Raw genomic sequence first — 12470 nt, forward strand, 5'->3', positions numbered from 1 at the left:
TCCAGAAATTTTTTGATTGAGATCCTGATGCCACTGCCAAAATTACCGAGCAAGCCAGCCACCATCCTGGCCACCCAAGATTACCCAACCGCAGGCGCAGCGCGCCCGGCCACCAAAACCCCGGCAGCCAAGAAAGTGGCTGCACCGATCATTGAAGCGGCGATCGCCGAAGTTGCCAAGCCGGTCCGCAATGCGGCCACGAAGATCAAGCAAGTGGCGGCCCTGATGGTCGCCAAGCCAGCAGCGCCTGCACCTGCACCTGCGCCTGTTGCGGCCACGCCTGCCGCCGTTGCTGCGCCCGCAGCGAAAGCCAAGCCGGCGGCAAAAGGCAAGGTCACGCCGATCAAGCCCGTCAAGCAAGCCGAGCAGCCACATCCGGCCAAGCACAAGGCGGTGGAAGTGCAGCTCAAGTCGTCCGCCAGCCGCGCCGCCGACCAGCGCGGCATCAGCAAACTGTTCGTGCTCGACACGAACGTGCTGATGCACGACCCATCGTCGCTGTTCCGCTTCGAGGAACACGATGTGTACCTGCCGATGATGACCCTGGAAGAGCTGGACAACCATAAAAAGGGCATGACGGAAGTGGCGCGCAATGCACGCCAGGTTTCGCGCACGCTCGACGCCCTGATCAGCAACACGGACGACGACGCCATCGAACACGGCATCCTGCTGTCCAAGCTGGGCAACAAGGACGCCAAGGGCCGCTTGTTCTTCCAGACGCGTCTGCAAAGCGCCGACCTGCCGGCTGGCTTGCCAGTGGGCAAGGCCGACAACCAGATCCTTGCCGTCGTGCGTTCGCTGGAAGCAGAGCAGGAAGGCCGCCCTGTCGTGCTGGTGTCGAAGGACATCAACATGCGCATCAAGGCGCGCGCCCTGGGCTTGCCGGCCGAAGACTACTTCAACGACCATGTGCTGGAAGACACGGACTTGCTGTACTCGGGCATCGTGCAATTGCCGGACGACTTCTGGAACAAGCACGGCAAGGACATGGAATCGTGGCAGGAAAGCAAGAACGGCTACAGCTCGACGTTCTACCGCGTGACGGGCCCGTTCATTCCATCCTTGCTGGTCAACCAGTTCATCTACCTGGAACCGAAAAACGGCGAAACGCCATTCTACGGCCAGGTAAAACAGATCAACGGCAAGACGGCCGTGCTGCAAACCCTGCGCGACTTCAGCCACACGAAGAACAATGTGTGGGGCGTGACGGCGCGCAACCGCGAGCAGAATTTCGCCCTGAACCTGCTGATGAATCCGGAATGCGACTTCGTCACCCTGCTGGGCCAGGCCGGTACCGGCAAGACCCTGCTGGCCCTGGCCGCCGGCCTGGCGCAAGTGCTGGAAACCAAGCTCTACAATGAAATCATCGTCACCCGCGTGACGGTGCCGGTGGGCGAAGACATCGGTTTCCTGCCAGGCACGGAAGAAGAAAAGATGTCGCCATGGATGGGCGCCTTCGACGACAACCTGGAAGTGCTGAACAAGTCCGACTCGGATGGCGGCGAATGGGGCCGTGCGGCAACGCAAGACCTGATCCGCTCGCGCATCAAGATCAAGTCGCTCAACTTCATGCGCGGCCGCACGTTCGTGAACAAGTTCCTCATCATCGATGAAGCGCAAAACTTGACGCCGAAACAAGTCAAGACCCTGGTCACGCGCGCCGGTCCCGGCACGAAGATCCTGTGCCTGGGCAACATCGCACAGATCGACACGCCGTACCTGACGGAAGGCTCGAGCGGCCTGACTTACGTGGTCGACCGCTTCAAGGGCTGGACCCACAGCGGCCACGTCACCCTGGCCCGCGGCGAGCGTTCGCGCCTGGCCGACCACGCCAGCGAAGTGCTGTAACGTGCAGTAACTGATAGCGGGCGGCGCAAGCTGCCCATTCATTCGAAAGCCCCGGCTGCAGCGATTGCGGCCGGGGCTTTTTTACGTGTGCCGCGCTTGGCTGCTGCCCCGCAGGGCCATGCGTCCCGTGCAGCGGACTATATCCTGGATTTCAAGTGATGCTTTTTCAGACTCGAAAATAGATACGCAATGCAGTCATTGTTCATGTTCAGTAAATCGCCAGACGGTCAATCCATACACCGAACCCAGATTGTCCATTTCCTCGTTCTGTTGATAACGACGCAGTTCCGGCACCACATCGAGCGACTGCCATAATCCAGCCTTAGGGCAGGGATCGCCGGCCTTGGCGCGCAGTTCGTTGGGCGCCATCGGGTCGCTGCCTTCCGGCGCGTAATCCTTTCTGGCCTGCCTTGCGAAATCGACCAGATCCTTGGGATAGAACTGCGCGCTGGCATAACTGCTGTCGTCGATGTCGAGCAAAAAAGTGATGGCTGCGGCTTCCCAGGACCAATAACCCCAGAACGAGATATCGCGCGTATGCGCATCGTAATATGGCTCGCGCCGGCTGGCGTGGTACCAATCGTCCAAATACTCGGCCATCAAAGCTGGACGATCTTTTTCCGATGCTGAAAATATTTTCAGTGTCTTAAAATATGGCAGATGCCGCACGCAATCATTCAAGGAGACAGATCGATTTTCGGAGTAATAGCTTAATATCCTCTCAATCATCCCATCTTTTTCGTGATTATTGAAATCTACAATTGGAATCAGCTTCGGAATTAAACCATCCCAACCCAATAAAATTCCAAAACAAAGCATTCTATTTACTTTATTGTAGTCTTTTCCAGGCAATGCGAAGTGAGGGTGGCCACGCTCAATTTCATTTTTCAAACTCTCGTCATAAGCTTCGTTATAGCTTGCGTAAAGCATCCAATATTCCAAGGCAGCTGGATAGAATGATCGAAGTTCATTTGCCTCATGTCCCGCGCTATACATCGTTGACAACAGATCAATCGCGACGAATGCACGATGCTGTGTCCCCACCATAAAATTATATAATGGAATTTTCCTTAAATCCTCTTCCTTTTGTTGAAGCGTTCGCTTTAACTTATCAAAAGATCTCATCGAAGAATTATAATTCTCTTTGTAAATTCCATAATCCAGTAAATTTTCTCTTTTTTTACTCAAGAAAACCACTTCACTCAACATTGAAGTCATTTTTATCCGGCACTTCACAAACATAAAACGGTTGAATCGGCATCTCGCTGCGAATTCTGCGCAACGGAATATGACTATCCTATACTCTAAAAAAGATACGCAATGAAGTCATTGTTCGACAAATCGCCAAACGGTCAATCCATACACCGAGCCCAGATTATCCATTTCCTCGTTCTGTTGATAACGACGCAGTTCCGGCACCACATCGAGCGACTGCCATAGTCCAGCCTTGGGACAGGGATCGCCAGCCTTGGCGCGCAGTTCCTTGGGCGCCATCGGGGCGCTGCCTTCCGGCGCGTAATCCTTTCTGGTCTGCCTTGCGAAATCGACCAGGTCCTTGGGATAGAACTGCGCGCTGGCATAACTGCTGTCGTCGATGTCGAGCAAAAAAGTGATGGCTGCGGCCTCCCAAGACCAATAACCCCAGAACGAGATATCGCGCGTATGCGCATCGTAATATGGCTCGCGCCGGCTGGCGTGGTACCAATCGTCCAAATACTCGGCCATCAAAGCTGGGCGATCTTTTTCCGCTGCTGAAAAAATTTTCAATGTCTTAAAATATGGCAGATGCCGCAAACAAGAGTCGGGAGGTTCCGGTCGGCTACTGACAAAGAACCCGAGCAGCCGCTCCAGCATCCCATCTTTTTGGTAATTATTAAAATCAATGATTGGCACCAGAAGTGGAATTGCATTATCCCAGCCCAATAAAATACCAAAACACATCATCCTATTTACACGATCAAAATCATTACCAGGCAATTCGAAATGTGGAAAACCTCTATCACCTTCCGATATTTGTCGAGAATCATAAATCTCGTTATACTTGGCGTAGGACTCCCAATAACTCAGCACCTCAGGATAAAAATTTCTTATTTTTTTAATCTCAATACCGGCACTATATTGAACAGAGAGAAAATCTATTGCATCCCAAGATCGCCTTCGGGTGGCGACCATTAGCTTTACAGGTTCAATCTTATTCAGATGAACTTGATTTTTATTAAGACCATCACCCACAACATCAAAAGTTTCAACTATATCGTCGCACTTTTCCTTATAGATATCATAGGATAATAATTCATCTCTCTTTTTCCGAGTAAAATTTCCGATATCAATAATTTTTCTCATAGATCATTTTTAATCCATTATTTAATTTCGCCTTGCGCATATTTAAAACAATTTCACAACTTATTGCCATCTCTAACATCAATACGGCCAAGCATTGGGAATCGACAGGCATTTAGATTCGTTCAATAAAATCCTATATCGGCATTTTTTACAATGATGTACGATGGAAGATCGTCGCACAAGACTCAGAAAAATCCTTACTCATAAAGTCATTGTTCGGTAAATCGCCAGACGGTCAATCCATACACCGAGCCCAGATTATCCATTTCCTCGTTCTGTTGATAACGACGCAGTTCCGGCTCCACATCGAGCGACTGCCATAATCCTGCCTTGGGACAGGGATCGCCGGCCTTGGCGCGCAGTTCCTTGGGCGTCATCGGGGCGCTGCCTTCCGGCGCGTAATCCTTTCTGGCCTGCCTTGCGAAATCGACCAGGTCCTTGGGATAGAACTGCGCGCTGGCATAACTGCTGTCGTCGATGTCGAGCAAAAAAGTGATGGCTGCGGCCTCCCAAGACCAATAACCCCAGAACGAGATATCGCGCGTATGCGCATCGTAATAAGGCTCACGCCGGCTGGCGTGGTACCAATCGTCCAAATACTCGGCCATCAAAGCTGGACGATCTTTTTCCGCGGCTGAAAAAATTTTCAATGTCTTAAAATATGGCAGATGCCGCACGCAATCATTCAAGGAAACAGATCGATTTTCGGAGTAATAGCTTAATATCCTCTCAATCATCCCATCTTTTTCGTGATTATTGAAATCTATAATTGGAATCAACTTCGAAATCAAACCACCCCAACCCAATAAAATTCCAAAACAAAGCATTCTATTTACTTTGTTATAGTCTTTTCCAGGCAATGCGAAATGAGGAAATCCACGGTCATTTTCATTTTTTCGACTATTGTCACATTCCTCATTATATCTCGCATATAGCTCCCAACACTCCAATGCCTCTGGGTAGCGTGATCTAATTTCATTTATACTATGCCCAGCACTGTACATATTTGCGAGATTATTGACGACAGTCCATGCCTGCTCTTGAGTAGCCACCATGAAATTATATAAGGGGATTTCTCTTAATTTCTCATCTGGCTGTCTAAAAGCCTTGCGCAATTTTTCAATACAGGTGATGAATCCTGTAAAATTCTCTTCGTAGACAACATAGGACAACAAATTTTCCCTCTTTCTTTTCGAAAAGTCAGCAGAACTTAATAATGCATTCATTCTTTACCTTTTTTATAATTCTTTTTGGCAAATCAAAAATTATTTGCACGTGATGTTTAGAGCACCTTGATTTATTATGCAAACCCAGTTGGCGCCCGCCATGGCCGTCATGGCCGCCAGGCCGTGCTGGCCGCTGTCCAGCTCCTTGCTGATCGCCATGGCCAGCACGCCGGTACTGATTTTCTGCGCGATGCTTGCCTGCAAGTCGGCGCTCAAGTTGTTATCCATCTAATGGACCGTGCGCACGATTAAAAAATAGCGTTCGTCATCGCTGTCCGGGTCGAATAACGCATGGCCGTGAAACGGGCGCCAGTCGTCGGTGCTGGTGGCGGTCAACAACTGCAGCAGGGCGGGCTGACCGATCAGCGTGCGCAGCGAGATGGCGGCGTCCGTGGACAGGGCCGCGATCTGAAACGCAAACCCCTGGCTGAGCCCTTCTTCGCCGCGCACGCATTCGGCAAGCAAGCGATTTTCGCCCAGTGGCGTGGTCAATTGCAGTAATCTGGTGGCTTGCGTGAAGTCCGTAAGCGGCGAAGCGAGCATCAGCGACTCCCAATAGGCGATCTCGCGCCTGAAAATTACTAAATATATATTTTTGCTAAAGACATTACACCTCAGAATTATTTTTCTAGCAAGAGTGATTCGATTGACATGCGCGCAACCGGGCAAGAGCTTTCCTGGCGCTATGTTCTAATACATGGCTTTGACCATCCCAACTTTCCTGCAATGCATCCCATTCTCCCGTTGTTGCTCTGCGCCGCCCTCTTCATGCTCATCCACATTTCCGTCATGGCCGCGTGCGCTCGCGCATTCGGCATTACCGTGCGCAGCATCAGCTATGGCGTGGGACCTACCCTGCTGGCCGTGGGAAAGGTCCAGGTCAAGCTGCTGCCCCTGGCCGGCAACGTGGTGCTGAAGGATACGCGCGAGGAAACCTTGTATGACGACGATCCATGTCTTGACGCCTATAACTTCCAGCCGCTGTGGAAGCAGGCGCTGCTGCCATTGAGCGGCGTGGGGGTGCTGCTGGCCTTGTCGCTGGGCATCATGGGGGCGTCGGGCTGGGAGCGCGTTGTCGCTGCCTTCGGGCAGATCGTCCACGGTGCGCTGGCGCCGTTGTCGACGGCGCAGGCATTGCTGGGTGATGGGGAAACGTTTGCGCGCACGCACGGCTTTGCACTGGCGTTCGCCCTGTTCTCGTTGAAACTGTGCGCCTTCAACCTGCTGCCGTTTGCCGGTTTGAACGGGGGGCAGGCGCTGCTGGCCATCATGCGCGGCGGCAAGCCGTATGCGGCGTGGGAAGAGGCGGCGGTGAAGTGGCTGCTGCTGCCGGGGCTGGCGATCTTGCTGGCGTGGGTGGCGGCATTCGGCTGGTATGGCTGGAAAATCATGGCAGCCTAGGCCGCTGGCGCTATTATTTTTTTGGCACTTGTCGTATGCTCGCACTACCGTCTTGACGCCCTCGGCAAAGGAGCTGGCATTTTCTCGTTCGACACTTGCGGCACACGCCTGGCCCTGTGGGCCATTCGCGCCTACCAGCGCTACCTGTCGCCATGGAAAGGTTTTTCCTGCGCCTACCGCGTGCTGACGGGGCGCGACAGCTGCTCCGCCTATGGCTACCGGGTGATTGAACGTCATGGCTTGCGCACGGGCCTGCCCCTGTTGCAACGCCGCTTGCGCGCCTGCGGCGAACGGCATCGCCAACACCTCGCGCTGCATCCGCAAGTACGGCGCAGCGCGCGCCGCCAGGCACAGGCGGGGTATTGCGACTGCGACGTGCCCTGTGACTTGCCATCGATGAACTGCCTGGACAAGGCATGTGATACTGCTGATATCTTCGAGTGCTGCGACTGGCCACAGCGCAAGAAAAAAGACAATCGTCATTGAGGTGATGACGCGAATTTAAATTACAAATGAAATATTCATTCATGAAATGAATGATGCCCATTATCACTGTGAATTGGCTGGAAACGGGTCAGCGGCCTATACTCAAGCCGTCTCCCCTACACTGCTTCCCATGCACACCCTGCTCAGCCCGCATACCTCGCGGGCTTTTTGTTCCCGGCCATTGCCACTCCGTCTTACCCCTTTTAACGATCACCGGGCGCGCCGTTCCCCGCCAGCCCAGCTCCCCACAGGGAGCACCGCATGATCGTGCGCGAGCGTCCTTCGGCGCTGCGCTTGTTCCTCGTGGTGCGCGGTTCCGTCCTGCCGCGCATCCGCACCACGCTCATCGTCAATACCCTGATCGCCACCCTCGTCACCTGGTGCCACGGCACCCTGTTCGACCACAAGGTGATCCTCACGACCATCCCGTTTACCTTGATCGGCTTGCCGCTGGCCATCTTCCTGGGCTTTCGCAACACGGCCGCCTACGACCGCTACTGGGAAGCGCGCAAGCTGTGGGGCGAACTGGTCTTGCGCAGCCGGAATTTCTCGCGCCAGTGCCAGACGATGATACGCAGCGATACGCCGGCCCACGCCAGGCTGGGCCTGGAAGACGTGCGCGTGCGCATGATTTACCGCACCATCGCCTTTTGCCACGCCCTGCGCCACCAGCTGCGCGACACGCGCGGGCCGGCCGACCTGCAGCCGCTGCTGCGTCCGGCCGAATGGGACGCGGCCTGCAAGGCATCGAATCCGTCCGACTACCTGATGCTGCAGATGGGCCACGACCTGGCCGACTGCGTCCGGCAAGGCCGCATCGACAGCATCCAGGCCACGCAGATCGATAACACGGTCTCGGCCATGGTGGGCGCGGGCGCTTCGTGCGAACGCATCCGCAGCACGCCGATTCCGTTTTCGTATTCGCTGCTGCTGCACCGCACGGCCTACCTGTACTGCTTCCTGCTGCCTTTCGGCCTCGTCGATTCGCTCGGTTTCATGACGCCCTTCGTCGTCGCCATCGTCGCCTACACCTTCTTTGGCCTCGATGCGCTGGGCGACGAGATCGAGGAACCGTTCGGCGAAGACGCCAACGATCTGCCGCTGTCGGCCATGTGCCGCGCCATCGACATCAGCTTGCGCGAATCCGTGCAGGACGAGAACATACCGCCGCCCATGCAGGCTGACGATTTTCTGCTGCACTAAGCTTGACCTTACCATTGGGGTAAGGCTTACAGTGGACACACTTAACCATTCAAGGAGTGCTTGCATGTATCAGTTACAAGTTGAAAACATGAGCTGCGGCCATTGCGTCGGCTCGGTCACGAAAGCGGTGCAAGCCATCGATCCGCAAGCCCAGGTGCAAATCGACCTGGCCAGCAAGCGCGTCACGGTGGAATCACCGGCCGAACTGGGCGCCATCAGCGCCGCCATCGTGGAGGCGGGCTTTCCCGTTACCAGCGCGAAATAACAGCAGTCGATTCGACAAGACAGCCGGCCCTTGCGCCGGCTGTTTTTTTATCCATCCAGTTCGGGATAATGGCGGAAGATGCCTTCTTCGTTGAAGGGTATCCTGCGCGTTGACTTCAGGTAGCGGGCAATATTCGGCCGCGCCGCCACCATATCGTGCAGCGCAAACAAGGCGGGATACTGCGGCGCCAGGCGCGCCATGGCTTGCGGAAACGCATACTGCAGGCCGGCCAGCATCTGGAACAGCGACAGGTCGCCATACGTGAGTCTGGCCCCCACCAGATACTGGCCGCGGCTGTTCAGCAGCACTTGCGTGAAATAATCGAGAAACTTGGGTAAACGTGTTTGGCGGAAATCCGCGCTGCGCAGCATGGCCGCCTGTTTTTGCTCTTCGTAATATTGATTCATCGACAGCGGATGGTGCGTGTCGTGCACTTCGGTCAGCCAGTCGGCCATCGTCAGCTGCAGCTGGTTCAGCCACAAACGGCCGCTTTCCGCGCGTGGCGCCAGGCCCAGGCGCCGGCCCAGATACAAGAGGATATTCGTCGTCTGGCCGATCAGCACCTCGCCATCGCGCAGCACGGGCGGCGCGTAGGCGGCCTGTGGCGTGCTGCCGCCGTCGAGGCAGGCCAGCATCGCGGGAATGCCTTGCCCCTTGCGCTCAGGCAAGCGGGCGACGTCGCGGTAGTCGGCGCCCGCCTCTTCCAGGGTCAGACGGATGAATTCGCCACGCCCCTGTATCGCGGGCCAATAGTACAGTTCATACGCCATATCCACCTCCGTTGACTTACATCAAGGGCAACATGCTTTCGCTTCCTTGTCACCGGCCAGCCCCAGGCTTTGCAGGATGGGGCAATCGGGCTTGTCGTCGCCATGGCACGATTGCGCCAGGTGCGCCAGGGTATCGCGCATTTCCGTCAGTTCGGCGATGCGTTGATTCAAATCGGCGACATGGGCCAGCGCGATGCCTTTCACGTCCGCGCTGGCGCGCTGGTCGTTTTGCCACAGCGACAGCAGCTCGCGGATCTGCTCCAGCGAAAAGCCCAGCCCCCGCCCGCGCTTGATGAAACGCAGGGCGTGCAAATCGTTCGGCGTGTAGATGCGGTAACCGGCGTCGCTGCGCGCGCTGGGTTTTAACAATGAAATACTCTCGTAGTAGCGTATCATTTTTGCCGATACGCCCGTCTCGCTTGCCGCCTGGCCGATATTCATCCTATGACTCCTTGGTATGCGCGCTGCGGGCTTTCCAGCGGCGCAGCAACAGGGCATTACTGATCACGCTGACCGAACTGAAGGCCATCGCCGCGCCCGCCACCATGGGGTTGAGCAGGCCGAAGGCGGCCAAGGGAATGCCGATCAGGTTATAAATGAATGCCCAGAACAGATTCTGCCGTATCTTGCTGTAGGTGCGGCGCGAGATATCGATGGCGTCCGCCACCAGGGCCGGATCGCCGCGCATCAGGGTGATGCCGGCCGCATGCATGGCCACATCCGTGCCCGTCGACATGGCGATGCCCACGTCGGCGGCCGCCAGCGCGGGCGCATCGTTGATGCCGTCGCCCACCATGGCCACCTTCGCGCCCTCGCCTTTCAGCGCGACAATTTTAGCGGTTTTATCGGCCGGCAGCATTTTCGCCGCCACCGTGTCAATGCCCAGCAGCTTGCCGACGGCGTCCGCGCTGCCCTGGTTGTCCCCGGTCAGCATCACCGTCTGGATGCCCAGGCTGTGCAAGTGGGCAATGGCCGCCTGCGCGTTCGGCTTGACCTGGTCGGAAAAGGCGAACAAGCCCAGCAGTTCCGATCCCGACGCCAGCCACGAAATCGTGTTTCCCGTGTTTTCCAGCGACAAGGCCTGCTCCGCCAACGGCGTCATGTCCACGTTCAACTCCTGCATCAGCCGCGTGCTGCCCAGTTTCAGCTCCAGGCCATCGACCTGTGCTGCCAGGCCGCGGCCCGGCAAGGCCGACAGGGCCGTCGCGGGCAAGGGCTCGATGTGGCGCGCGCCAGCCGCATCGAGCACGGCCGTCGCCAGGCTGTGTTCACTGCCGCGCTGGATGCTGGCCGCCAGTTGCAACAGGCGGGCATCGTCGATGCCATGCGCATGCAGGGCCGCCAGGGCAGGCTTGCCAATGGTCAAGGTGCCCGTCTTGTCGAACACGACGGTATTGACAGCGTGCGCCACTTCCAGCGCTTCCGCATCCTTGATCAAAATGCCGTAACGGGCAGCCACGCCCGTGCCGGCCATGATGGCCGTCGGCGTGGCCAGGCCCAGCGCGCACGGGCAGGCGATGACGAGCACGGCCACGGCATTGATGATGGCGTTCTCCAGCTCGCCAGTGGCGAACCACCAGCCCAGCATGGTCAGCAGCGCCAGCACCAGCACCACGGGAACAAAGATCGCGCTGACCTTGTCGACCAGGTGCTGGATCGGCGCCTTGGCCGCCTGCGCATCTTCCACCAGACGGATGATGCGCGACAAGGTCGTCTCGCCGCCCACGGCTTGCGTGCGCACCAGCAACAAGCCGTCGGCATTGATGGCGCCGCCCGTGACCTTGTCGCCCGGATGCTTATCGACCGGCAAGCTTTCGCCCGTGATCAAGGACTCATTGATCTGGCTGGCGCCTTCCACCACCACGCCATCGACGGCCACCCGCTCGCCGGGACGAATGACCACCAGGTCGCCCACTTTTACCTGTTCCACGGGCAAATCGATCTCGACGCCGTCGCGGCGCACGCGGGCCGATTCCGGACGCAAGACTTGCAGCGCGCGGATGGCCGAGGCCGTCTGGCGCTTGGCGCGGCTTTCCAGCCATTTTCCCAGCAGCACCAGGGTGATGACGACGGCCGACGCCTCGAAATACAGGTGCGGCAGCATTTCGCCCGCCGTCAGCCATTGGTAGACGGACAAGCCATACGCGGCGCTCGTGCCCAGCGCCACCAGCAAATCCATATTGCCGCTGCCAGCGCGGGCCGCCTTCCAGCCGGCCTTGTAGAAACGCGCGCCAAAGTAAAACTGCACGGGCGTGGCCAGGGCGAATTGCAGCCAGCCGGGCAGCATCAAATGGATGCCGGCCCACTCGAGCAGCATCGGCAGCATCAAGGGGAAAGCCAGCACGGCCGCGAACGCCACTTTCATGCCGTCGCGGTTCGGTGCGGCAGCGGGCGCGCTGGCCGCGCTGGCAGCGGGCACCGTGGCTGCATAGCCGGCCTTGTCGATGGCGGCGATCAGGGTGCCTGCTTCCAGGCCGCCCGTCACCTTGATGCGCGCGCTTTCCGTGGCCAGGTTGACGCTGGCCGCCAGCACACCGGGCACTTTCAGCAAGGCTTTTTCCACCCGGCCCACGCAAGAGGCACACGTCATGCCGGCAATATTCAGGTCGATCTCGCGCTGCGCCACCGTGTAGCCGGCCTTTTCCACGGCCGCCTGCAAGGTGGCCAGGGGAATCGGCGTATCGGATGTGATTTTGGCCACTTCCGTGGCCAGGTTGACGCTGGCCTGGGTCACGCCGGGCACGGCGGCCAGGGCCTTTTCCACGCGGCCCACGCACGAGCCACAAGTCATGCCTTCGATGGCCAGCGCCTGCGCATGCGCGGCGGCGGGAGGGGGCGGACTGGAATTGGCGGGAGCGAGTGTACTCTGGTTCATGGCAGATCCTGTACGAAAGATTAACGAATAGGGTCAGGATCTGCTATCCCATG

13 protein-coding genes are annotated in these 12470 nt (G+C 57.2%); 5 read left to right on the plus strand and 8 right to left on the minus strand.

From position 1 onward, the window contains the following. Positions 1 to 27: 27 nt before the first annotated feature. Positions 28 to 1848 carry a PhoH family protein gene (locus tag FG13_RS11575; protein ID WP_035820992.1) on the plus strand — a complete coding sequence of 607 codons (1821 nt, stop codon included), beginning with the start codon at positions 28 to 30 and terminating at the stop codon, positions 1846 to 1848. Between the two features lie 195 nt (positions 1849 to 2043). Here FG13_RS11575 and FG13_RS29435 read toward each other — a convergent pair whose 3' ends face one another. The 5 genes from FG13_RS29435 to FG13_RS11595 form a co-directional block, all read right to left on the minus strand. Beyond that, on the minus strand, positions 2044 to 3066 hold the full coding sequence (locus tag FG13_RS29435) for a PoNe immunity protein domain-containing protein (RefSeq protein ID WP_161784177.1): 1023 nt from the start codon (positions 3064 to 3066) through the stop codon (positions 2044 to 2046). A gap of 108 nt (positions 3067 to 3174) precedes the next feature. Next, complete coding sequence (locus tag FG13_RS30660) at positions 3175 to 4191, minus strand: PoNe immunity protein domain-containing protein (protein WP_200880275.1); 1017 nt, start codon at positions 4189 to 4191, stop codon at positions 3175 to 3177. 209 nt (positions 4192 to 4400) lie between these two features. Then, positions 4401 to 5417, minus strand: coding sequence for a PoNe immunity protein domain-containing protein (locus tag FG13_RS29440; protein ID WP_081922541.1), 1017 nt, complete (start codon positions 5415 to 5417; stop codon positions 4401 to 4403). 39 nt (positions 5418 to 5456) lie between these two features. Next, positions 5457 to 5645: a hypothetical protein gene (locus FG13_RS30445; protein WP_161784178.1), complete on the minus strand. Its 189-nt coding sequence runs from the start codon at positions 5643 to 5645 to the stop codon at positions 5457 to 5459. After that, positions 5646 to 5960 carry a hypothetical protein gene (locus tag FG13_RS11595; RefSeq protein ID WP_035820997.1) on the minus strand — a complete coding sequence of 105 codons (315 nt, stop codon included), beginning with the start codon at positions 5958 to 5960 and terminating at the stop codon, positions 5646 to 5648. It lies immediately after the preceding gene. A 225-nt stretch (positions 5961 to 6185) separates the two neighbouring features. Here FG13_RS11595 and FG13_RS11600 point away from each other — a divergent pair, with 225 nt between their 5' ends. The 4 genes from FG13_RS11600 (at position 6186) to FG13_RS11615 (ending at position 8772) form a co-directional block, all read left to right on the plus strand. Further along, positions 6186 to 6818, plus strand: a complete 633-nt coding sequence (locus FG13_RS11600) for a site-2 protease family protein (protein ID WP_152598751.1) — start codon at positions 6186 to 6188, stop codon at positions 6816 to 6818. A gap of 21 nt (positions 6819 to 6839) precedes the next feature. Then, positions 6840 to 7304: a membrane protein insertion efficiency factor YidD gene (gene yidD, locus FG13_RS11605; protein WP_235211719.1), complete on the plus strand. Its 465-nt coding sequence runs from the start codon at positions 6840 to 6842 to the stop codon at positions 7302 to 7304. Positions 7305 to 7565: 261 nt separating this feature from the next. Beyond that, entirely contained in the window at positions 7566 to 8507 is a 942-nt protein-coding gene (locus FG13_RS11610) for a bestrophin family protein (RefSeq protein WP_035821001.1), read from the plus strand. A 64-nt stretch (positions 8508 to 8571) separates the two neighbouring features. Next, positions 8572 to 8772, plus strand: coding sequence for a heavy-metal-associated domain-containing protein (locus FG13_RS11615; RefSeq protein ID WP_035821003.1), 201 nt, complete (start codon positions 8572 to 8574; stop codon positions 8770 to 8772). 47 nt (positions 8773 to 8819) lie between these two features. Here FG13_RS11615 and FG13_RS11620 read toward each other — a convergent pair whose 3' ends face one another. Genes FG13_RS11620 through FG13_RS11630 form a run of 3 tightly spaced genes read right to left on the minus strand, consistent with a single transcriptional unit; the run spans position 8820 to position 12417 of the window. After that, the gene (locus tag FG13_RS11620) at positions 8820 to 9542 is read right to left on the minus strand and encodes a glutathione S-transferase (protein WP_035821005.1); all 723 of its coding nucleotides are present in this window, start codon (positions 9540 to 9542) and stop codon (positions 8820 to 8822) included. A 21-nt stretch (positions 9543 to 9563) separates the two neighbouring features. Beyond that, complete coding sequence (gene cueR / locus FG13_RS11625; RefSeq protein ID WP_035821007.1) at positions 9564 to 9983, minus strand: Cu(I)-responsive transcriptional regulator; 420 nt, start codon at positions 9981 to 9983, stop codon at positions 9564 to 9566. A 1-nt stretch (position 9984) separates the two neighbouring features. After that, positions 9985 to 12417 carry a heavy metal translocating P-type ATPase gene (locus FG13_RS11630; RefSeq protein WP_035821008.1) on the minus strand — a complete coding sequence of 811 codons (2433 nt, stop codon included), beginning with the start codon at positions 12415 to 12417 and terminating at the stop codon, positions 9985 to 9987. Positions 12418 to 12470: the final 53 nt, after the last annotated feature.

The organism is Janthinobacterium sp. RA13 (assembly GCF_000745325.1).
GTDB classification, from domain to species: domain Bacteria; phylum Pseudomonadota; class Gammaproteobacteria; order Burkholderiales; family Burkholderiaceae_D; genus Janthinobacterium; species Janthinobacterium rivuli.

Coding starts and splice junctions, on each gene's coding strand:
- FG13_RS11600 (WP_152598751.1), top strand. CDS start 6,186: ATGCTCATCCACATTTCCGTCATGGCCGCGTGCGCTCGCGCATTCGGC.
- FG13_RS30445 (WP_161784178.1), bottom strand. CDS start 5,645: ATGGATAACAACTTGAGCGCCGACTTGCAGGCAAGCATCGCGCAGAAA.
- cueR (WP_035821007.1), bottom strand. CDS start 9,983: ATGAATATCGGCCAGGCGGCAAGCGAGACGGGCGTATCGGCAAAAATG.
- FG13_RS11615 (WP_035821003.1), top strand. CDS start 8,572: ATGTATCAGTTACAAGTTGAAAACATGAGCTGCGGCCATTGCGTCGGC.
- FG13_RS11610 (WP_035821001.1), top strand. CDS start 7,566: ATGATCGTGCGCGAGCGTCCTTCGGCGCTGCGCTTGTTCCTCGTGGTG.
- FG13_RS11575 (WP_035820992.1), top strand. CDS start 28: ATGCCACTGCCAAAATTACCGAGCAAGCCAGCCACCATCCTGGCCACC.
- FG13_RS11595 (WP_035820997.1), bottom strand. CDS start 5,960: ATGCTCGCTTCGCCGCTTACGGACTTCACGCAAGCCACCAGATTACTG.
- FG13_RS29440 (WP_081922541.1), bottom strand. CDS start 5,417: ATGAATGCATTATTAAGTTCTGCTGACTTTTCGAAAAGAAAGAGGGAA.
- FG13_RS11620 (WP_035821005.1), bottom strand. CDS start 9,542: ATGGCGTATGAACTGTACTATTGGCCCGCGATACAGGGGCGTGGCGAA.
- FG13_RS30660 (WP_200880275.1), bottom strand. CDS start 4,191: ATGAGAAAAATTATTGATATCGGAAATTTTACTCGGAAAAAGAGAGAT.
- FG13_RS11630 (WP_035821008.1), bottom strand. CDS start 12,417: ATGAACCAGAGTACACTCGCTCCCGCCAATTCCAGTCCGCCCCCTCCC.
- FG13_RS29435 (WP_161784177.1), bottom strand. CDS start 3,066: ATGACTTCAATGTTGAGTGAAGTGGTTTTCTTGAGTAAAAAAAGAGAA.